The organism is Enterococcus sp. DIV2385 (assembly GCF_051711925.1).
GTDB lineage: Bacteria > Bacillota > Bacilli > Lactobacillales > Enterococcaceae > Enterococcus > Enterococcus faecalis.
Window position 1 is genome coordinate 40,286 of record NZ_JBIONV010000001.1, and the last position, 20,415, is coordinate 60,700.

The 20,415-nt window shown below is 39.3% G+C and carries 21 protein-coding genes and 1 other annotated feature; of the genes, 19 read left to right on the forward strand and 2 right to left on the reverse strand.

Annotation, left to right across the window (positions count from 1 at the left end; genetic code table 11):
- Positions 1-38 precede the first annotated feature (38 nt).
- Complete coding sequence (locus IGM04_RS00160) at positions 39-986, forward strand: helix-turn-helix transcriptional regulator (RefSeq protein WP_002389777.1); 948 nt, start codon at positions 39-41, stop codon at positions 984-986.
- Positions 987-1,077: 91 nt separating this feature from the next.
- Here the strand turns inward: IGM04_RS00160 and IGM04_RS00165 are convergent, their stop codons facing one another.
- A complete protein-coding gene (locus IGM04_RS00165) occupies positions 1,078-2,331 on the reverse strand; it encodes a glutamate-5-semialdehyde dehydrogenase (protein ID WP_002385467.1) in 1,254 nt (417 codons plus the stop codon).
- Complete coding sequence (gene proB, locus IGM04_RS00170; protein WP_002389550.1) at positions 2,318-3,133, reverse strand: glutamate 5-kinase; 816 nt, start codon at positions 3,131-3,133, stop codon at positions 2,318-2,320. The genes IGM04_RS00165 and proB overlap by 14 nt, the downstream gene beginning before the upstream one ends.
- A 319-nt stretch (positions 3,134-3,452) precedes the next feature.
- Between proB and IGM04_RS00175 the strand changes: the two genes are divergently transcribed.
- From IGM04_RS00175 to glmU, 18 genes are all read left to right on the forward strand, one after another.
- Positions 3,453-3,938 carry a dUTP diphosphatase gene (locus IGM04_RS00175; protein WP_002361472.1) on the forward strand — a complete coding sequence of 162 codons (486 nt, stop codon included), beginning with the start codon at positions 3,453-3,455 and terminating at the stop codon, positions 3,936-3,938.
- A 78-nt stretch (positions 3,939-4,016) separates the two neighbouring features.
- Positions 4,017-5,387: a DNA repair protein RadA gene (gene radA, locus IGM04_RS00180; RefSeq protein WP_002356050.1), complete on the forward strand. Its 1,371-nt coding sequence runs from the start codon at positions 4,017-4,019 to the stop codon at positions 5,385-5,387.
- Between the two features lie 103 nt (positions 5,388-5,490).
- Positions 5,491-6,636 (forward strand): PIN/TRAM domain-containing protein, encoded by a 1,146-nt coding sequence (locus IGM04_RS00185; RefSeq protein ID WP_002368622.1) that lies wholly within the window; start codon positions 5,491-5,493, stop codon positions 6,634-6,636.
- Between the two features lie 18 nt (positions 6,637-6,654).
- On the forward strand, positions 6,655-7,128 hold the full coding sequence (gene ispF / locus IGM04_RS00190) for a 2-C-methyl-D-erythritol 2,4-cyclodiphosphate synthase (RefSeq protein ID WP_002367570.1): 474 nt from the start codon (positions 6,655-6,657) through the stop codon (positions 7,126-7,128).
- A gap of 52 nt (positions 7,129-7,180) precedes the next feature.
- Positions 7,181-8,638: a glutamate--tRNA ligase gene (gene gltX, locus IGM04_RS00195; RefSeq protein ID WP_010783845.1), complete on the forward strand. Its 1,458-nt coding sequence runs from the start codon at positions 7,181-7,183 to the stop codon at positions 8,636-8,638.
- Positions 8,637-8,843, forward strand: a binding site (T-box leader). (Overlaps the previous gene by 2 nt.)
- A gap of 64 nt (positions 8,844-8,907) precedes the next feature.
- Positions 8,908-9,447, forward strand: coding sequence for a serine O-acetyltransferase EpsC (epsC, locus tag IGM04_RS00200; RefSeq protein WP_002356054.1), 540 nt, complete (start codon positions 8,908-8,910; stop codon positions 9,445-9,447).
- Positions 9,440-10,852 (forward strand): cysteine--tRNA ligase, encoded by a 1,413-nt coding sequence (gene cysS / locus IGM04_RS00205; RefSeq protein WP_086317562.1) that lies wholly within the window; start codon positions 9,440-9,442, stop codon positions 10,850-10,852. Before epsC ends, cysS begins: the two co-directional genes overlap by 8 nt.
- Positions 10,849-11,247 carry a Mini-ribonuclease 3 gene (locus IGM04_RS00210; protein WP_002356056.1) on the forward strand — a complete coding sequence of 133 codons (399 nt, stop codon included), beginning with the start codon at positions 10,849-10,851 and terminating at the stop codon, positions 11,245-11,247. Before cysS ends, IGM04_RS00210 begins: the two co-directional genes overlap by 4 nt.
- The gene (rlmB, locus tag IGM04_RS00215; protein WP_002356057.1) at positions 11,237-12,094 is read left to right on the forward strand and encodes a 23S rRNA (guanosine(2251)-2'-O)-methyltransferase RlmB; all 858 of its coding nucleotides are present in this window, start codon (positions 11,237-11,239) and stop codon (positions 12,092-12,094) included. The genes IGM04_RS00210 and rlmB overlap by 11 nt, the downstream gene beginning before the upstream one ends.
- A gap of 14 nt (positions 12,095-12,108) precedes the next feature.
- Positions 12,109-12,639: an NYN domain-containing protein gene (locus IGM04_RS00220; RefSeq protein WP_002356058.1), complete on the forward strand. Its 531-nt coding sequence runs from the start codon at positions 12,109-12,111 to the stop codon at positions 12,637-12,639.
- Between the two features lie 85 nt (positions 12,640-12,724).
- Positions 12,725-13,291: a sigma-70 family RNA polymerase sigma factor gene (locus IGM04_RS00225; RefSeq protein WP_002356059.1), complete on the forward strand. Its 567-nt coding sequence runs from the start codon at positions 12,725-12,727 to the stop codon at positions 13,289-13,291.
- A gap of 57 nt (positions 13,292-13,348) precedes the next feature.
- Positions 13,349-13,651 (forward strand): Veg family protein, encoded by a 303-nt coding sequence (locus IGM04_RS00230; protein WP_002383497.1) that lies wholly within the window; start codon positions 13,349-13,351, stop codon positions 13,649-13,651.
- A 180-nt stretch (positions 13,652-13,831) separates the two neighbouring features.
- Entirely contained in the window at positions 13,832-14,683 is an 852-nt protein-coding gene (ispE, locus tag IGM04_RS00235) for a 4-(cytidine 5'-diphospho)-2-C-methyl-D-erythritol kinase (RefSeq protein WP_086317563.1), read from the forward strand.
- A 166-nt stretch (positions 14,684-14,849) separates the two neighbouring features.
- On the forward strand, positions 14,850-15,803 hold the full coding sequence (locus tag IGM04_RS00240) for a metal ABC transporter substrate-binding protein (RefSeq protein WP_002367576.1): 954 nt from the start codon (positions 14,850-14,852) through the stop codon (positions 15,801-15,803).
- 25 nt (positions 15,804-15,828) lie between these two features.
- Entirely contained in the window at positions 15,829-16,521 is a 693-nt protein-coding gene (locus IGM04_RS00245) for a metal ABC transporter ATP-binding protein (protein WP_002356064.1), read from the forward strand.
- 161 nt (positions 16,522-16,682) lie between these two features.
- Complete coding sequence (locus tag IGM04_RS00250; RefSeq protein WP_002383493.1) at positions 16,683-17,522, forward strand: metal ABC transporter permease; 840 nt, start codon at positions 16,683-16,685, stop codon at positions 17,520-17,522.
- Positions 17,523-17,665: 143 nt separating this feature from the next.
- The gene (purR, locus tag IGM04_RS00255) at positions 17,666-18,487 is read left to right on the forward strand and encodes a pur operon repressor (protein WP_002381336.1); all 822 of its coding nucleotides are present in this window, start codon (positions 17,666-17,668) and stop codon (positions 18,485-18,487) included.
- Positions 18,488-18,688: 201 nt separating this feature from the next.
- Positions 18,689-20,074, forward strand: a complete 1,386-nt coding sequence (glmU, locus tag IGM04_RS00260; protein WP_002356067.1) for a bifunctional UDP-N-acetylglucosamine diphosphorylase/glucosamine-1-phosphate N-acetyltransferase GlmU — start codon at positions 18,689-18,691, stop codon at positions 20,072-20,074.
- The last annotated feature ends 341 nt before the right edge of the window (positions 20,075-20,415 follow it).

The following is a 20,415-nucleotide window of genomic DNA, read 5'->3' on the forward strand; positions in this document are numbered from 1 at the left end:
ATAAGCATAACAATAAAAGGTGTCAAAAAGTGACACCGATGGAGGGAAAAATGAAAAAATCAGAACGTTTAAATCAGGAACTTTTTTTCTTGAGAACCCATCCTCAGTTTAATTTAAATCAGTTAATGAAAACTTTTGGGATTTCTAAAAGCACAGCTTTGCGGGATATTGAAGCTTTGGAAAATTTAGGCGTACCGCTATATGTGGAGAATGGTCGTTATGGTGGCTATCGAGTTTTAAACAAACCGTTGTTGCCGCCGATTTATTTTAATGAAAATGAAGTGTTAGCGATCTTTTTTTCGTTACAATTACTGAAATTAGTCGCAGAGTCACCGTTTGGTCATTCCTATCAGCAAATTAAGCAAAAATTATTGCATTCTTTAGATGAACCAACCCAATTTAAAATCAGTCAAATGAGTAAGGTCGTCTATTACGAAGGAATTGAACAAGTAGAAGCACCAGGCAATTTAGAGCAGCTGTTTCATTGTATTTTGGCGCAACAAGTAATTCAGTTTAACTATACCAGATATGAAGCAACAACGAAAAAAATCTTACCAACCCGGTTAACTATTTTAGAAGGGTATTGGTATTGTTCAGGCTATGATGTGACTAAAAAGGCTTGGCGTACTTACCGCTGTGATTTTATGGAGGCTATTCAGCAATTAAACCAAACACTGGATTTTACGACTGAAGAATTGAAAGAATCGTATCGCCATCAACAAACGACGGCACGTACGATTCCATTTAAAGCAATCATTACAGAAAAAGGCAAAGAATTTTTTTATAAACATCGCTTTGACAATATTCAGTTGGAAGAAACGCCCACGCAGTGTTTTTTAGTTGGACAGATTCATCCAACAGAAACACAATTTTTAGCCAACTATTTTATGGGCTTTGGTGAAGAAGTGACAATTTTAGAGCCAGTCCAAGTGAAACAAGCATATGTAGAAAGTATAATGAGGATTCAAAAAAAATATCAAGAATAGATTGTGGAACTGTGAACAATCTCATGTGTAAAAATGCACATTGGAGAGGAGAAAGAAAAACCCTTGATTTTTAAATCAAGGGTTTTTCTTTCTAAGAACGTGCTTGCCCATTTCCATAAATAACATATTTTGTCGAAGTAAGCTCTGCTAGACCCATAGGTCCACGGGCATGTAATTTTTGCGTACTAATGCCGATTTCGGCGCCAAATCCAAATTCAAAACCGTCCGTGAAACGAGTTGAAGCATTCGCATAAACAGCGGCTGCATCCACTTGTTGTAAAAATTGTTGTGTGGCAAAGTAATTATCACTAATAATACTTTCAGAATGTTTTGTATTGTAGCGATTAATATGCTGGATGGCTTCGTCTAAAGAATCAACGACTTTCACTGCTAAGATAAAGTCGAGAAATTCCGTTTCCCAATCTTGTTCAGTCGCTGGAATGGCTTCTTCAAAAATTGCTAACGCACGTTCATCTGCCCGAAGTTCCACGTGAAACTCCTTCAAGGCTTTTTCAATTGTTGGTAAAAAGGCTTCAGCCACTTCTTGATGAATTAATAACGTTTCGGCGGCGTTACAGACAGAAGGACGTTGACATTTAGCATTGACAATAATTTCAGTTGCCATTGTTAACTGGGCGTCTTTGTCCACATAAATATGACAATTGCCCGTGCCCGTTTCAATAACAGGAACAGTGGCCGTCGTCAAAACAGTTTTGATTAAGTTGGCGCCGCCACGTGGAATGAGGACATCCAAGTAGTCATTTAAGCGCATAAGTTGTTGGGCTGTTTCTCTAGAAGTATCATCAACAAATTGAATGAGATGGGGAGAAACGGCTTCTTGTATTAGCGCTTCTTGTAAAATTGTCACCAATATCTGATTGGAGTGAAACGCTTCTTTTCCGCCTCGAAGAATAACAGCATTTCCCGATTTGAAACAAAGGCTAGCGGCATCCGTTGTCACGTTCGGCCGCGATTCATAAATGATTCCAATAACACCTAAAGGTACGCGTTGTTGCCCAATTAACAGCCCCGCTTCATTGCGCCACATTTTATCTACTTCCCCAATTGGATCGGGTAGAGTAGCGACTTGACGTATGCCCTCGGCCATCGCTGTGATCCGTTCTTCTGTTAAACGTAAGCGGTCTTGCATTGTTTCAGAAATTCCGTGGGTAGCGGCTTGCTCTAAATCTAATGCGTTTGCTTGTAAAATGCGGGGTGCATTGGCTTCAATGGCTGCGGCCATTTTGTTTAACAAAGTATTTTTTTGACGAGTATCCATCAAGCCTAGCGTATAAGAGGCTTCTTTAGCTTGTTGCCCTAGTTGCTTTAAATCAGTCACTTTCATGCCCTCCTTTAATAAATAACGTACCGATATCTTTTCCTTCTAAAATTTCAAAAATGATTTTTGGCTGCTTTCCGTTTGCTAAAATCATCGCCTGTTGATTAGCTAACACACGTTCAGCAGCTTTTAATTTACTAGACATCCCACCAGTGCCAAAGCGGCTCCCCTTACCACCGGCTAATTGGAACAAGTCTTCATTAATTTCATTGATTTCAGAAAATAACGTGGCTTCTTTGTTGACAGTAGGGTTGTCTGAAAAGAAACCATCAATATCTGATAACATAACTAACAAGTCAGCTTGAACAATTTGGCAGACAATGGCAGACAATTGATCGTTATCCCCGAACTTGGTTAAGTGATCCAATTCTTCAATTGCGACAGTATCATTTTCATTGACGATAGGAATAATATTCATTTTTAACAGTTGTTCAAAAGTATTGGTAACATTATTGCGACTTTCAGGATATTCAATAACATCACGAGTTAATAAAACTTGTGCCATTTGTTGGCTATAGGTTGAAAACCGCTGATTATAAATGTTCATTAATTCTGCTTGTCCGACTGCAGCGACTGCCTGTTGTTCGGGAATTGTCGTTGGGCGTACAGATAGATTTAATTTATTCAGTCCGACACCAATTGCGCCAGAAGAAACTAAAATAATTTCTTTGCCTTGGTTGCTTAAATCACTCAAAGTAAAGGCTAATTGATCAATTGCTTTTAAGTTAATATTGCCATTGGGATAAATCAGAGAACTGGTTCCGACTTTGATCACAATTCGTTTGGCCTGTTGGAGTTTGTTTCTCATAAGTGCCTCGTTTCTTTTTACAGTAAAATTTGACACTCATTATAACAAAATCAGCGGCTACTAGAAAGTGCTAAATAATGAATAGTAAAGAAAGTTTAATGAAAGTGTGAACTTTTTGAGGGAATCTTGGGACTTTTTGGGATTTGGTCTGTTTATTTTAAGAGAAGATGATAGACTAAAAGAAGGAAAATAAACAAAAATTCTCCTCTTTTTTGCGTAGTCTAGATTAACTGGGCTTTTAGAAATGAGAAACTTACTAAAAACAACCAGAGTATCAGAGATTATGGTAAAATAGGAGTAGTTTAGACAGTAGGGGAGAATGAATATGAAACAACGTGGTTTTGAGATTATTTCTAAGTATCAAGAAGAGGGCTTGAGTGTCCCACAACGAGCAACAAAAGGTGCCGCTGGGTATGATTTTCAAGCAGCCGAAACGGTCGTTGTACCAAGTCTTTGGAAGTTACAACAAGCTGGAGAAAATCCCAAACCAATTTTAGTTAAAACAGGAATTAAGGCGTATATGCCTGATTCTGAATATTTAGAATTGGTGAGTCGTTCTTCGAACCCGCTAAAACGGTTCCTACTTTTAGCGAATGGTGTCGGAGTCATTGACAGTGATTATTATAATAACGAGAATAACGAAGGACATATCATGTTCCAATTTTTAAACTTTGGATATGAAGATGTTGTCATTGAGAAAGGCGAACGAATTGGCCAAGGGATTTTTAAGCCGTTTTTATTAGCGGATGATGACCAAGTCGAGGCAGAAAGAACGGGCGGTTTTGGTTCGTCTGGACAAAAATAAAGCCCATTTTTTCAGTAGGCAACGTTATTCAAACCATTTAATAAATGTTAAAATAAACAACAGATAAGGAGATTCTACATGGCAAAAAAAGCAAAAGTTCAATTTGAATGTCAAAGCTGTGGGTATGTGTCTCCAAAATATCTCGGCCGCTGTCCTAATTGTGGACAATGGAATTCGATGGTGGAAGAGGTTATTCAAGATACTTCTGATCGTCGTGCTAGAGTAAGTTTGACTGGTAAAAAGACACAACCACAACGGCTATCTGAAGTTGTACCTAAAAAAGAGCCGCGTGTAAAAACTGAATTAGTGGAGCTGAATCGGGTTTTAGGTGGTGGCGTTGTTCCAGGTTCGTTAGTTTTAATCGGTGGCGATCCCGGAATAGGTAAGTCAACATTGCTCTTACAAGTATCGCAACAATTAGCAGCCACAGGTGGCACGGTTTTATATGTTTCTGGTGAAGAAAGTGCTGAGCAAATTAAATTGCGAGCGGAGCGTCTAGGCACCGTCAACGAGACATTTTACTTATACGCAGAAACAGATATGCACGAAATATCACGAGCCATTGAAAAATTAGAACCAGATTATGTCATTATTGACTCGATTCAAACAATGACGCAGCCAGATGTTACCAGCGTTGCTGGTAGTGTCAGTCAAGTCCGAGAAACAACTGCCGAATTATTGAAACTGGCAAAAACGAATGGGATTGCCATTTTTATTGTCGGACACGTAACGAAGGAAGGGTCTATTGCAGGGCCACGGATGTTGGAACATATGGTAGACACGGTTCTTTATTTTGAAGGAGATAAGCATCACACCTTTAGAATCTTACGGGCTGTCAAAAATCGGTTTGGCTCAACGAATGAGATTGGTATTTTTGAAATGCAGACACATGGATTGGTTGAAGTTATGAATCCTTCTCAGGTCTTTTTAGAAGAACGTTTAGAAGGAGCCACTGGGTCTTCGATTGTGGTAGCAATGGAAGGTTCACGCCCCATTTTGGTGGAAATCCAAGCGTTAGTTACCCCAACGATGTTTGGCAATGCCAAGCGAACGACCACCGGGTTGGACTTTAATCGCGTTTCTTTAATCATGGCGGTTTTAGAAAAACGGGCAGGCCTTTTATTACAAAACCAGGATGCGTATCTAAAAGCGGCTGGTGGAGTCAAAATTAATGAACCAGCTATTGATTTAGCGTTAGCAATCAGTATTGCTTCTAGCTATAAAGAAAAAGGAACCTCATCTTCAGAATGTTTCATTGGTGAGATTGGTTTAACTGGTGAAATCCGCCGCGTGAATAGTATTGAACAACGAGTGCGTGAAGCGCAAAAACTAGGCTTTACAAAAGTCTATGTCCCTAAAAATAACCTTGGTGGCTGGGAAGCGCCTGAAGGGATTGAAATTATTGGCGTTTCAACAATTGGTGAAACGTTAAGAAAAGTTTTTAAATAATGAAAAAAGTAGAAATAATCCGTTTAGGTTTTTGGTGGCGTATGATTTTTGTACGCCCCACAACACTAGACGTCTTTATTAAATAAACGAGGAGGATGGCTATATGCAAAAACGAATCATCACGTTGCTGATGATCATTGCTGGTGCAAGTTTAGGAATTTCTCTTTTCCCAATGGCTTGGGAAATGGCTAAGCAAGGCAATAACAGTTGGTTAAACAATAACTTTACGAACGGATTAATCGGTGCAATTATTTTCTTTATTTTATCTTTAGGGTTAGCAAAGTATATTGTTTCCGCTGTCAAAAAAATCGAAGCAGCTTTAAATGAAATGAGTTTAACCTATTTATTATTTGGAAGTATTGGTGCCATCATTGGTTTAACAATTGGCGTCATTATCTCCATTCCAATGTACAACTTACAAATTCCTGTCGTGAATAGTTTACTGCCAATTCTAGTTATGATTATTCTGGGTTACTTAGGTTTCCGAATGGGAACAACACGGATTGAGGAGTGGAAAAAAGTTTTTACACCTCGCCAAAAGAAAGCAAATACGGAAGACACCGAAGGACAAATGTTGGAACGTAAAGTGGAAGACAACTTCCATAAATACAAAATTTTAGACACCAGTGTCATCATTGATGGCAGAATCTACGATATCGCTAAAACAGGCTTTTTAGAAGGTGTTTTGCTCATCCCTAACTTTGTTTTATATGAATTACAATACATTGCTGATTCTGGAGACAGTTTAAAACGGGTGAGAGGTCGTCGTGGCTTAGATATTTTAAATGCTTTACAAAAAGAAGAAGGTATCTCCGTTGAGATGTATGACGGAGATTTCGAGGATATCTCTGAAGTAGACAGTAAATTAATCAAATTAGCAAAATTATTAGATGGCGTGGTTGTGACCAATGACTACAACTTAAACAAAGTCTCTGAATTTCAAAATGTGCCTGTTTTAAACATTAATGCTTTAGCTAATGCTGTGAAACCAGTGGTGATTCCAGGTGAAACGATGAATGTGATGGTTGTAAAAGCCGGAACAGAGCGTCAACAAGGGGTCGCTTACTTAGATGATGGCACAATGGTTGTGGTTGAAGATGGCCAGCATTACATGAATGAGCAAATCGAAGTGGTCGTTACAAGTGCTTTACAAACCGCAGCTGGGCGTATGATTTTTGCCAAACCGGCGCACGCGGGTCGCGGGATTAATGATCGCAAGGATAACCATCCTAAAAACGATAAAAATTAAGCAAAGTGAGGACTTAGTATGATTCGAATCGGTCAAGGTTTTGATGTTCATCAATTAGTTCCGCAACGACCTTTAATTATTGGTGGGGTTACTCTTCCTTATGAAAAAGGTTTGTTAGGTCACTCAGATGCCGATGTTTTAACACATGCAATTATTGATGCAATCCTTGGTGCCGCTGGTCTGGGTGATATTGGGCAACTGTTTCCCGAAACCGATCCGCAGTTCAAAAATGCGAATTCTGTAAACTTATTAAAAAAAGTAAATGAAAAAGTTGGGCGGTCGGGCTTTACTATTGGCAATATTGATTGTACAATTTTAGCGGAAGAGCCAAAGATGAGCCCATACTTGGCAGAGATGAAAAAGAATCTAGCCGCGAGTTGCCACTTAGCGGTCACACAAGTGAACATTAAGGCAACGACCATGGAAACGATGGGCTTTGTTGGTAAAAAAGAAGGAATCGGCGCAATTGCCGTTGCTTTATTGGAAAAATAACTGAAAACGACGTTAAACCGTCTGTTTTTAAAAAATGGAAAGAGGAATGAACATGACGAAAGTTCGTGTGCGTTACGCACCAAGTCCAACTGGACACTTGCACATTGGGAATGCAAGAACAGCATTATTTAACTACTTATTTGCCCGCCACAATGACGGAGAATTTATCATTCGTATCGAGGATACCGACCAAAAACGGAACATCGAAGACGGCGAGAAAAGTCAGTTGGAAAACTTAGCATGGTTAGGGATGGAATGGGATGAATCACCTGCTCATCCGGGAGAATATGGTCCATATCGTCAATCAGAACGTAAAGAAATTTACCAACCATTGATTGATCAATTATTAAGTAGCAATCGTGCGTATAAGTGTTATTGTACGCCAGAAGAATTAGAAGCAGAACGTGAAGCACAACAAGCTCGTGGGGAAATGCCTCACTACGCAGGCACTTGTGCGAATTTAACACCTTCTGAACAAGCAGCCAAAGAAGCGGCTGGTCTAGAACCAGTGATTCGTTTCCGTGTGCCACGTAACACAGAATACAAATTTGATGACATCGTGAAAGGTGAAATTACTTTTGAGTCAGATAACATTGGTGGCGATTTTGTCATCCAAAAACGCGATGGGATGCCAACGTATAACTTTGCCGTTGCAGTAGATGATCACTTAATGAAAATTTCTCATGTTTTACGTGGCGATGATCACATTGCGAACACACCAAAACAATTAATGATTTACGAAGCGTTTGAATGGACACCACCTGTCTTTGGCCATATGACCTTAATCATTAATTCAGAAACTGGCAAAAAATTGAGCAAACGTGATGAAACAATTTTACAATTTATTGAACAATACCGTGAATTAGGTTACTTACCAGAAGCCATGTTCAACTTTATTGCTTTACTAGGATGGTCTCCTGTTGGCGAAGAAGAAATCTTCTCACAAGAAGACTTGATTAAATTGTTTGATGAACAACGCTTAAGCAAGTCACCAGCGGCCTTTGATGCGAAAAAATTAGAATGGATTAACAATCAATACATGAAACAAATGGACTTAAGTGAACTAACAGATATGTGTCTTCCTTATTTAGTCGCTGACGGTCGTGTTGAAGAAAATCCATCTCCTGAAAAAATCGAATGGTTAAAACAATTAGTTAGCTTGTATCAACCACAAATGAGTTATGCAGCTGAAATTGTGGAACTATCAAACTTGTTCTTTAATGAACATCCAGTTTTAGATGATGCTGCGAAAGAATTCTTGCAAGGAGAAACAGTGCCAACTGTGTTACAGGCGTTTAAAGAACAATTAGAAGCCTTGGACGTTTTCGATGTACCAAGTATTAAAGCAGCGATTAAAGCCGTCCAAAAAGAAACCGGCGTTAAAGGCAAAAACTTGTTTATGCCAATTCGAATTGCTGTTTCTGGACAAATGCATGGTCCTGAATTAGGCGAAACCATCGAATTATTAGGCAAAGAAAAAGCATTAGATCATTTAAATAAAGTGTTATAAAAACACAAAGAATAGAAGAAGTAGACAATCAGATGGATTTCAGAGACGCTGTGGGTGGTGAGAACAGCGAGCATCTTTTGTCGAAATGCATCTATGAGTGGCTTTGGTGAAAAAAGTAACCGAAGACGTCGGCAGGCGTTAACTGTATCGAGGCAAGAGCTAGTTCTTGTGAAGAAAAGTGGAACCACGCATGGGCGTCTTTTAAGCAACGTTTTTTTGTTGCTTAAAAGACGTTTTTTATTTTTGTATAGTAGAAAGGAGTTCACCCTATGAGTTGGTTGAAACGTAGCGTCGCAGCTGTTAAAAGAAACGATCCTGCAGCGCGGACCACACTAGAAGTTCTTTTAACGTATCCTGGCTTGCACGCCCTGTTTTGGCATCGCTTGTCTCATTTCTTATATAGGCATCAGTTGTTTTTGTTGGCGAAGATTCATGCACAATTTTGGCGTTTCATAACGGGCGTAGAAATTCATCCCGGAGCCACAATTGGTGCGGGGGTTTTTATCGATCACGGCATGGGCATTGTGATTGGGGAAACCGCGGAAATAGAAGAAGATGTTGTTTTGTTTCACGGAGTGACGTTAGGTGGGACCGGTCGTGATACGGGTAAACGCCATCCAACAGTGAAAAAAGGAGCGATGATTTCGGCACGAGCTCAAATTTTAGGGCCAGTTGTGATTGGTGAACGTTCAAAAATTGGGGCGGGTGCTGTTGTTATTTCAGACATCCCAGCAGATGCCACAGCTGTGGGTGTTCCTGCGAAAGTCGTTCGTCTAAATGGAAGAAAGGTGGAAAAAGGGCATGATTAAAATTTATAATACATTGACCAGAGAAAAAGAAGTATTTACGCCAATTGAGGCGCATAAAGTTCGGATGTATGTCTGCGGACCAACCGTGTATAACTATATCCATATCGGTAATGCGCGCAGTGCGATCGCCTTTGATACGATTCGTCGTTATTTTGAATATCGTGGGTATGAAGTGAATTATGTCTCGAACTTTACAGATGTCGATGATAAAATTATCAAGGCAGCTAAAGAATTGAAAATTACTGCGCCGGAAGTGGCAGATCGTTTTATCAAAGCCTTTGAAGAAGACACGCAAGCATTGAATGTCCAACCAGCAACGCTACATCCCCGGGTGATGGACCATATGCCTGATATCTTAGCTTTTATCGACGTTTTAATTGAAAAAGGTTTTGCTTATGAGGTCGCAGGTGATGTGTATTATCGCACCCGTAAATTCCCTAATTATGGTAAATTAAGCCATCAATCGATTGATGAATTAGAAGTGGGGGCAAGTCAACGAACTGGCGTTGAACAACAATTAAAAGAAGACCCATTGGATTTTGCTCTTTGGAAAAGTGCCAAAGAAGATGAAATTTCTTGGGATTCTCCTTGGGGGAAAGGACGTCCCGGCTGGCATATTGAATGCTCTGTCATGGCGACAAAACACTTGGGAGAGACGATTGATATTCATGGCGGTGGACAAGATTTAGAATTTCCACATCATGAGAATGAAATTGCACAGAGCGAAGCCAAAACAGGTCATACCTTTGCCAATTACTGGATGCATAACGGCTATGTCACAATTGGTGAAGACGATGAAAAAATGAGTAAATCCCTAGGTAACTTCATTACTGTTCATGAAATGATTCAAAAAGTGGATCCGCAAATTTTACGTTTCTTTATGTCCACCACCCAGTACCGTCGCCCGATTCGTTATAGCGAAAGCACTCTAAAAGAGGCAGCAGCCAATTATCAAAAATTGAAAAATGCGTTTGAAAATTTACGTTTTAGACAAGCAGATGCGGTCGCAAGTTTGCCAGAGGATGAACACTATTTGGCTCAATTAAACGAATTAGAACAACGTTTTATTACGGAAATGGACGATGATTTCAATGCAGCTAACGGGATTACGGTCGTTTATGAATTAGCGAAGATGATGAATCAGTACAGTGAACAAGCGACAGTTTCGGAACCAGTTCTAGTGGCGATGGATAAGCTTTTCAGTGGCTGGTTAGCTATTTTTGGTTTATTCTTTAAAAACGAAGAATTAGTGGATGCACAAGTCGATGCGTTAATTGAAGAACGGAACCAAGCACGGAAAGACCGTGATTTTGCCCGAAGTGATGAAATCCGCGATTTATTAAAAGAACAAGGCATTGTTTTAGAAGATACTCCGCAAGGAACGAGATGGAGAAGAAGTGAATGAGAGATTACAAACAATTAAACGGTTTAGCTTTGGCCTATGTTGGCGATGCGATTTATGAAATTTACATTCGTGATTATTTAGTTTCCTTAGGACAAACGAAACCGAATGTTTTGCATCGCATGGCGACACACTACGTGTCAGCAAAAGCCCAAGCAAGCTTAATGCAAGCGATGTTAGCGGGAGAAATGCTAACGGAGGAAGAAGAAGTGATGTACAAACGCGGTCGGAATGCTAAAAGTCACACCTTTGCCAAAAATGCTGATGTGACGACCTATCGGGTAGCGACCGGTTTCGAATCCTTGATGGGTTATTTACATTTAACACAACAAAAAGAACGTTTAGAAGAATTAATTAACTGGTGTATCAAGAAAGTAGGTGAAACCAATGAAAAATGAAAAATCTCGTCCTTTTAAAAAAGGTAAGAAACGTCCAGAACGTTCAGATAAGCGTTCAAAAGAACGGAACCCACGACCAGCGACAGCAGGTGCTGATGGAACCTCAGAAGAGCTAGCAGATAACTTTGTCTTTGGTTTCCATGCCACTGTTGAGGCGTTGCAGCAAGGACGCGGGAATAAATTGTTTTTACAAGAAGATGCTCGTGGCGAGAAAATTGAGCAATTAAAACAAGCAGCGAAAGAACAGGCTGTTCCAGTTAAATGGGTGCCTAAAGCAAAATTAGATACGATGAGTGATCACGGCGTGCATCAAGGCATGGTTTTAGCAATCACGGCGTATCAATATTTAACTTTAGAAGAATTATTGGAACAAACAAAAGAAAAGACAGAAACACCATTTTTCCTAATTTTAGACAGTCTAGAGGACCCACATAACTTTGGCTCAATTTTGCGAACAGCTGATGCGACAGGCGTGGACGGTATTATCATTCCGAAACATCGTGCAGTGGGAATTACACCAACCGTAACCAAAGCGTCAACAGGGGCCGTGGAACATATTCCAGTGGCTCGTGTAACGAATCTAGCGCAAAGTATTGCAACGCTAAAAGAGAATCAATTTTGGATTTTTGGTACAGATATGTCTGGGACGGATTATCGTCGCTGGAATACACAAGGCGCAATTGCCTTAATCATCGGAAATGAAGGTCGTGGCATGAGTCAAGGTCTTCATAAAGAAGTGGATGAATTATTAACGATTCCAATGACTGGACACGTTCAAAGCTTAAACGCTGGTGTGGCTGCAGGCTTGCTAATGTATGAAGTCTATCGTGGCCGCAACCCATTATAGAAGAAGGCGATTGTATGAAAAAACAATTGTTAATCGTTGATGGCTATAATATGATTGGTGCTTGGCCAGAATTGGTCCAGTTGAAAAAGCAAGAGCGTTTAGAGGATGCGCGTGAACTGCTTCTTAGTCGTCTGTCCAATTACGCCAAATATGAAGGGTTGGAAATCATTGTGGTCTTTGATGCCCAATTAGTCCCAGGTATTCAGCAAACGTACAAAAAGTACCTTTTGACCGTGGTTTTCACCAAAGAAGATGAAACAGCAGATAGTTATATTGAACGTCTAGCTGGTGAAAAAAATGATCGTTTAACGCAAGTAACAGTCGCAACGAGTGATTTGGCTGAACAATGGGTGGTCTTTTCACAAGGTGCATTGCGGACTTCGGCCAATGAACTTTACAAAGCTGTCCAGAAAACAGAAAAGACGATTGCCATTCATGCAACGGATATCCATTTCCAGCAATTTCGTCGAAATTCTCCATGGAACGTGGAGCAGTTATCAAAACTTTCTGAGAAGCTAGAAGAATTGTCTCAAAAAAAAGATTAAACAAATGTTCGCTTAAGTCATAAATTTCTAACATGCTATGCTCTCCTAAATCATTCGATACGTTTATCGAAAAGGAGGGCTTTTTATGTTAGAACAGATTCAACAAGCATTAGCAGGAGACCAAGAACAATTTCAAGCCTTATATGGGCAATATCAGCCAGTGATTTATAAGTGCATGAAAAAATACTATTTAAAAGATTATGATACTGAAGACTGGCTTCAAGAAGGACGAATTGTCTTCTTTCGGACGTTAGAACGATTTGATTCAGAAAAACAAGCATCATTAGGAAAGTTTTTTAAACGAAATTTTGAAAATCACGTACATAGCTTAATTCGCCATCAATGCGCCTATAAGCGACGAACAGATACCTTGTCTATTTCTCTGGAACAACGATTAGAAAGCGCTGGTGAAGAGTTAGTGGACTATTTAGGGACAGCGGCCACCGATCCATTAGGTCAATTAATGATTCAAGAAAAATTGGCAGCTTTTCCGACACGTCTTTCCTCGTTGGAACAACAAATTTTAAACGCATACTTAAAAGGCTACACGTTAGAAGAAATCGCTAAAGTGCGTGGGGGAACTTTTTCAGCTGTCCGAAGTGCCTATGATCGTGCCAAAGCAAAAATGAAATATACATTAGAAAATGAATAAAAATTCGACAAAACAGCCGGTTTGTCGAGCAAAAGTAGTTGCAAACAGACTTCTAGTATGATAAACTTGAAATTTTTTAAAAAAAGTGATATAATGTTTCTCGAGGTGAATGCAATGCCAACAACGTTATCGTCAATTAAGAAAGATTTGGAAGGCCGTATCGGCAGTGAAATTATGTTAGTTGCTCAGACTGGAAGAAAGCGCCAAACAGAACGTAAAGGAATCTTAACGGAGACTTATCCATCTGTTTTTGTTGTTGACTTGGATCCAGACGAGAACTCATTTGAACGTGTATCTTATAGCTATTCAGATGTTTTAACACGCACCGTTGAAATCGAATTCATCGGTCAAGCCGTATAATTTAGAAAGTCCGCTTAGGAGTGAAGGAAGAGCCCTTCGTTCCTAAGCTCTTTTTAATTTCAGCCATCTGTCGTCAGAGAAAGAGCAATCTTCGGTGTACTTCTTCATGGACATATGATAGAATCTAAAAGATTAAAATGTTGGTAGACAAAAGATTAAGGAAGGTGAATCAGGGAACCGATGGAAATAATCGAACGAGCTCCTGCGAAAATTAATCTTGGGTTAGATGTTCTGCATAAACGTGTGGATGGCTATCATGAAGTTGAATCTATTTTTGCAAGTGTAGATTTAGCCGATCATTTAACTTTTGAAAATCTAGAAGAAGACATCATTCGTATTGAAACGGACAGCTCTTTTTTACCCGTGGATCGACGGAATCATGTCTATCAAGCAGTTGACTTATTAAAGCGTACCTATAATATTCATAAAGGAATTAAAATATATATTGAAAAACGTATCCCCGTGGCAGCTGGTTTAGCAGGGGGGAGCAGTGACTGTGCCGCAGCATTACGAGGCTTGAACAAACTGTGGAATCTGGGGTTGACGATGGACGAACTCTGTGAAATTGGCAGCCAAATTGGTATGGATGTTCCTTATTGTTTAAGGGGCGGAACAGCCTTTGCAAACGGACGTGGGGAGAAAATTGAAGCATTACCGACCATGCCTCAATGTTGGATTGTGTTAGTTAAACCAAGAATTAGTGTATCCACTAGTACCGTTTTTAATGATTTAGCGGTAGATGAATTGCACCATCCAGATATTTCTGGACTAAGAATAGCTATTGAGAATGGTGATTATACTGGGATGACCCAAACGGTTGGCAATGCGTTGGAAAGTGTCACGATTGCCAGACATCCAATCGTGCAACAAATCAAGGATCGCATGCTGAAGTACGGCGCTGATGCAGCGTTGATGAGCGGCAGTGGACCGACAGTCTTTGCTTTATGTGAAAAGAAAACACGAGCACAACGGATTTATAATGGACTTAAAGGCTTTTGTGAAGAAGTTTATTTGGTTCGGACATTGAAATAAATAAAAACAACAGAGCGTGGAGCAAAAACCCAAAGTGATTTTTGTCCCACGCTCTGTTGTTTTTTTTAATTTATTCCTTGACGTCCCGTGATCCATTTGGTACATTATTCCTGGCAAATCGTAAATATTACGGTTTATGATAGGTAAATCGAAAAGAGGACAGAACATGACGAAAATCTACCGCCGTTTGATAATCGGCGTTACTTTAGCAATCAGTGCTTTTCTTTTAGCTAGCTGTGGGCAAACCACACAATCGCCAAAAGAGAAGAAAGAGCTCACGGTAATGACTACTTTTTATCCGATGTACGACTTCGCAAAACAAGTCGTTGGTGATGAGGGAGAGGTTGAGCTGTTGATTCCAGCTGGAACGGAACCACACGATTATGAACCAAGCGCAAAAGACTTAGCGAAAATTACTGATGCGGATGTCTTTGTTTATAATAGTAAAGAGCTAGAAACTTGGGTTCCGAATGTTATTGAAAACTTGGACACGAAAAAAGTTTCAATCGTGGAAGCCAGTCAATCCATTCAATTGATGCAAGGAACAGAAGAGGAAGAATCTGGCGAAGAAGGTCATGAAGGCCATAACCATTCCCACGAACTGGATCCGCATGTCTGGTTAGATCCCGTGTTAGCGCAAAAAGAAGTGACAGCGATTCGGGATGCGCTTATCAAAAAATATCCTGAGAAAAAAGCCGTATTTGAAAAAAATACCGCTGCTTATTTGGAAAAATTGACTGCGTTAGATAAGGAATACCAAGCTGCATTTGCAGGCGCTAAAAATCGGACCTTTGTGACGCAACATGCTGCATTTGGCTATTTGGCGAAACAATATGGCTTGACCCAAGAACCGATTGCGGGGATTTCTCCAGACCAAGAACCTTCGCCAAGTCGTTTAGCCGAATTAAAAAAATATATTAAAACAAACAATGTTTCTGTGATCTATTTTGAAGCATCGGCTTCTACAAAAGTAGCCAAAACATTGGCAGACGAGACAGGCGTCGAATTAGCCGTATTGAATCCTTTAGAGAGTTTAACTCAAAAAGAACAAGAAGCAGGTGAGAACTACGTGTCTGTCATGAAAGAAAACCTCGCTGCTTTACAAAAAAGCATTCATTAATCTGGCAACAGAAAGGAGCCAACTTATGCATTATATTGAAGTCGAAAATTTAACCTTCTATTATGATGATGAACCTGTTTTAGAAGATGTTTCTTATTATGTTGATCCAGGGGAATTCGTTATTTTAACAGGAGAAAATGGCGCTGCCAAGTCAACGCTGATCAAAAGTACCTTAGGGTTATTAAAACCAACAAGTGGCAAAATTACGGTCGCTAAAAAAAATAGTGCTGGTGAAAAAATCAGCATTGGCTACATTCCACAACAAGTCGCTTCTTTCAATGCGGGCTTTCCTAGCACCGTCATTGAATTAGTACGTTCAGGTCGTTTTCCCAGAAATCGTTGGTTCAAACCGTTGACGAAAAAAGATCATCTTCATGTGGAAAAAGCTTTGAAATCAGTGGACATGTGGGAAATGCGCCACAAACGAATTGGCGAGCTTTCTGGAGGGCAAAAGCAACGAATTAGTTTAGCACGAGTGTTTGCGACCGATCCAGATTTGTTTATTTTAGATGAACCAACAACAGGTATGGATGAACAATCGCGAAACGAATTTTATCAATTGTTGCAACACAGTGCGCATGAACATGGAAAAGCTATTTTGATGATTACGCATGATCATGAAGATATCAAAACCTATGTGGATCGTCAAATTCGTCTTGTCCGCAAAGAAGATTCGAAATGGCGTTGTTTCCATATGAGTGAAGAATCGTATACGTAAAGTTTCCAATAAAACGTTATCTGGCTCGATCATAACGAAAGCCAAGGAACGGCTTAAAGAAATGTTGGAAAAATTTAAAAAATAAGCAGGAATTAAAAAATTAATTCGCTTAAACGTCGCTACAATGGTAGTGTTCATTTTAGCGGTAAGGAGTGAATCGTATGGCAGAAATGCTTTCTTATGCATTTATGCAAAAGGCCTTTTTAGCAGCACTGTTTATCTCAGTGATTGCTCCAATGCTCGGCGTCTTTCTAGTTATTCGCCGACAATCTTTAATGGCAGATACCCTTTCACATGTGTCATTAGCCGGTGTGGCTCTAGGCTTCTTTTTTAATTGGAATCCTAATTTAATGACCTTAATTGTCGTGATTGTGGCTGCAATCATTCTAGAATATTTACGAATGATTTATAGCACCTATTCAGAAATTTCGATTGCTATTTTAATGTCAGGCGGTTTGGCTTTGGCGTTAGTTTTGATGAATTTAACAGGAGGCAATTCAGCTGCTAGTATTCAATCGTATTTATTTGGTTCCATCGTCACGATTACGTGGGATCAAGTGGTTATGTTGGCAATTTTATTCGTAGTTTTAGTTCTATTGTTTATGTTATTTAAACGTCCAATGTATGTTTTAACATTTGATGAAGATACTGCTCATGTTGATGGGCTACCTATTCATTGGATGTCGATGCTTTTTAATGTAATTACTGGTGTGGCGATTGCTGTGATGATTCCGATTGCGGGAGCCTTGTTAATTTCAGCAATTATGGTCTTACCAGCTGCAATAGGTATGCGAATTGGTAAAGGCTTTAACACGGTGATTATTATCAGTGTGTTTATGGGCTTGATTGGCATGCTAACAGGGTTGACTAGCTCGTATTATTTGGAAACACCACCGAGTGCAAGTATTACCCTAATTTTTATTGGTTTATTCTTATTAGTCAATATTTATCGCCGAGTGGTTGTTATGGTCCAACGAAAACAAAAAATGCAAAGAAACTAAGGAGAAAAACGAAAGTTTTTCTCCTTTATTTCTTTTTTTTTAAAGAAATGGCGAACTATTTTCAGTTATTTGAAAAAAATCCTCGAATTTTTCGGTTAAACCCCTTATAATAAGGAACGATAGAATGAAAAGGAGTGACGAATTTGAAAATTCGGAGAAGTGAACGATTAATCGATATGACCCAATATCTTTTAGATCATCCCCATACATTGGTTTCTTTGACATATTTTGCTGACCGATACCAATCTGCCAAGTCTTCCATTAGTGAAGATTTAGCAATTGTTAAAAAAACATTTAAAGAACGTGGAACAGGTATTTTAGAAACGATTCCAGGCGCTGCAGGCGGTGTCCGCTTTATCCCTGAAATTCCTTATGAGGAAGCGGAGCAGTTGATTATGGATTTATGTGATCGTTTGTCAGAACAAGATCGCTTATTACCTGGGGGCTATGTTTATCTTTCAGATTTACTTGGGGAACCGAATTTATTAAGACAAGTGGGCCGGATTATTGCTTCTAAATATTTAGGCAAACAAATTGATGCGGTAATGACCGTTGCGACTAAAGGAGTGCCAATTGCGCAAGCTGTGTCTTATTACTTAAATGTTCCGTTTGTGATTGTTCGTCGCGATTCTAAGATTACTGAAGGTTCAACGGTGAGCGTGAACTATGTATCAGGGTCTTCAGAACGTATCGAAAAAATGGAACTTTCAAAACGCAGTTTAAAACGCGGATCAAAAGTTTTAGTCGTGGATGACTTCATGAAAGGCGGCGGCACCGTCAATGGTATGAAGAGTATGATTGAAGAATTTGAAGCAGAACTTGTGGGCATTACCGTTTTTGCTGAGTCAAAATTCAATGGCCGTCGTGCAATCGATGACTACACTTCGCTATTATATGTGGAAGATGTGGATACACAAACAAAAACGATTAGCGTAGTCCCAGGAAACTATTTCACAGAGAAATAATTTGAAAAAGAACCTGAAAATGGTCCATTCCATTTTCAGGTTCTTTTTTTCTGTTTTATTCCTTTAAAAAAAGATGAGAAAATAAATTGGTCTACCTTTTAAATGCCTTATTTTGTTGAAAAAGACAAAAGAGTAAGATAAACTAGAAAAGGTATAATGAGGACGATTTAGAAGAAAATCAAACAATTTAGTTAATTTGAGGTGGCAAACGTGGAAAATAGATACGCAATTATTTTAGCAGCTGGTAAAGGAACACGCATGAAATCTAAACTTTATAAAGTATTGCATCCAGTTGCTGGTAAACCAATGGTCGAACATATTTTAGATCAAGTAGAACAAACAGAACCAACAGAAATCGTGACGATCGTTGGACACGGGGCGGAAATGATTAAAAGCCATTTAGGCGAACGTAGTCAATATGCCTTACAAGCTGAACAATTGGGAACTGGGCATGCAGTCATGCAAGCACAAGAGTTATTAGGTGGCAAACAAGGAACAACATTAGTTATTACAGGGGATACGCCGTTATTAACTGCGGAAACCTTGAAAAATTTATTCGATTACCATCAAGGTAAGAATGCAAGTGCGACTATTTTAACAGCGCATGCGGAAGACCCAACAGGCTATGGTCGAATTATTCGTGACCATGTGGGCATTGTTGAACGAATCGTGGAACAAAAAGATGCCAGTGAAGAAGAAGCACGTGTTCAAGAAATTAATACAGGAACCTTCTGTTTTGATAATGAATCATTGTTTGAAGCGTTAGCGAAAACAGATACAAACAACACACAAGGGGAATACTATTTAACAGATATCATTGAAATTTTGAAAAAAGAAGGCAAAGCTGTCGCTGCTTATCAAATGGCAGACTTTGACGAAGCAATGGGTGTAAATGATCGTGTCGCTTTATCCACTGCTAATAAAATTATGCATCGTCGTTTAAATGAAATGCATATGCGAAATGGTGTTACATTTATTGATCCAGATACAACGTATATTGATGAAGGCGTGGTAATTGGTTCAGACACAGTCATTGAAGCGGGAGTCACTATCAAAGGAAAAACAGTGATTGGCGAAGATTGCTTGATTGGCGCACATTCAGAAATCGTTGATAGTCACATCGGCAATCAAGTGGTTGTTAAACAGTCTGTGATTGAAGAAAGTGTGGTTCGCGAGGGGGCCGATGTGGGTCCGTATGCACATTTACGTCCTAAAGCAGATGTGGGGGCAAACGTACACATTGGTAACTTCGTGGAAGTAAAAAATGCAACAATCGATGAAGGCACAAAAGTGGGCCATTTAACATACGTTGGTGATGCAACATTAGGCAAAGATATTAATGTCGGTTGCGGCGTTGTTTTTGTTAATTATGATGGCAAAAATAAACACCAAACAGTCGTGGGTGATCACGCGTTTATTGGCTCTGCAACGAACATTGTTGCGCCAGTCACGATTGGTGATCATGCGGTGACTGCTGCTGGTTCAACTATCACAGAAGATGTCCCTTCAGAAGATTTGGCGATTGCCCGGGCACGTCAAGTGAATAAAGAAGGCTATGCTAAAAAGTTACCTTATATGAAGGATTAATCTCAAATAAAAAAGAACGCTCTTTTGCTTAAGCAAAAGAGCGTTCTTTTTCCTCCTTAAAGACTAGACCAATTGCTGCTAGTATTTGTTTAGAGACGTCCAAGGACTAGACCAATGCTGTTTATTCGGTATTTTTAGTTATTTTTTTCAAAAAAATAGTTTTTGTTCCGCTTTTCCAATATAAAAAGACTTTCTTTTTTTATAAAGTTCGTGTTTTGGTCAAAATTACTATTTTTTTCACAAACAAATCCGCTATATTGTCCAAAAATAAAAACAATTTACAGGAAAAACATCTTATTTTAACGGAATTTACTGTTTTTTATTTAACGGATATATTATGA

Bases quoted from the DNA above. Each gene is read 5' to 3' on its own strand.
- radA (WP_002356050.1), top strand. From the start codon at position 4,017: ATGGCAAAAAAAGCAAAAGTTCAATTTGAATGTCAAAGCTGTGGGTAT.
- ispF (WP_002367570.1), top strand. From the start codon at position 6,655: ATGATTCGAATCGGTCAAGGTTTTGATGTTCATCAATTAGTTCCGCAA.
- IGM04_RS00160 (WP_002389777.1), top strand. From the start codon at position 39: ATGGAGGGAAAAATGAAAAAATCAGAACGTTTAAATCAGGAACTTTTT.
- IGM04_RS00210 (WP_002356056.1), top strand. From the start codon at position 10,849: ATGAGAGATTACAAACAATTAAACGGTTTAGCTTTGGCCTATGTTGGC.
- IGM04_RS00250 (WP_002383493.1), top strand. From the start codon at position 16,683: ATGGCAGAAATGCTTTCTTATGCATTTATGCAAAAGGCCTTTTTAGCA.
- proB (WP_002389550.1), bottom strand. From the start codon at position 3,133: ATGAGAAACAAACTCCAACAGGCCAAACGAATTGTGATCAAAGTCGGA.
- IGM04_RS00240 (WP_002367576.1), top strand. From the start codon at position 14,850: ATGACGAAAATCTACCGCCGTTTGATAATCGGCGTTACTTTAGCAATC.
- IGM04_RS00165 (WP_002385467.1), bottom strand. From the start codon at position 2,331: ATGAAAGTGACTGATTTAAAGCAACTAGGGCAACAAGCTAAAGAAGCC.
- ispE (WP_086317563.1), top strand. From the start codon at position 13,832: ATGGAAATAATCGAACGAGCTCCTGCGAAAATTAATCTTGGGTTAGAT.
- gltX (WP_010783845.1), top strand. From the start codon at position 7,181: ATGACGAAAGTTCGTGTGCGTTACGCACCAAGTCCAACTGGACACTTG.
- IGM04_RS00185 (WP_002368622.1), top strand. From the start codon at position 5,491: ATGCAAAAACGAATCATCACGTTGCTGATGATCATTGCTGGTGCAAGT.
- IGM04_RS00230 (WP_002383497.1), top strand. From the start codon at position 13,349: ATGATAAACTTGAAATTTTTTAAAAAAAGTGATATAATGTTTCTCGAG.
- cysS (WP_086317562.1), top strand. From the start codon at position 9,440: ATGATTAAAATTTATAATACATTGACCAGAGAAAAAGAAGTATTTACG.
- IGM04_RS00245 (WP_002356064.1), top strand. From the start codon at position 15,829: ATGCATTATATTGAAGTCGAAAATTTAACCTTCTATTATGATGATGAA.
- IGM04_RS00220 (WP_002356058.1), top strand. From the start codon at position 12,109: ATGAAAAAACAATTGTTAATCGTTGATGGCTATAATATGATTGGTGCT.
- epsC (WP_002356054.1), top strand. From the start codon at position 8,908: ATGAGTTGGTTGAAACGTAGCGTCGCAGCTGTTAAAAGAAACGATCCT.
- IGM04_RS00225 (WP_002356059.1), top strand. From the start codon at position 12,725: ATGTTAGAACAGATTCAACAAGCATTAGCAGGAGACCAAGAACAATTT.
- IGM04_RS00175 (WP_002361472.1), top strand. From the start codon at position 3,453: ATGAATATGAAACAACGTGGTTTTGAGATTATTTCTAAGTATCAAGAA.
- rlmB (WP_002356057.1), top strand. From the start codon at position 11,237: ATGAAAAATGAAAAATCTCGTCCTTTTAAAAAAGGTAAGAAACGTCCA.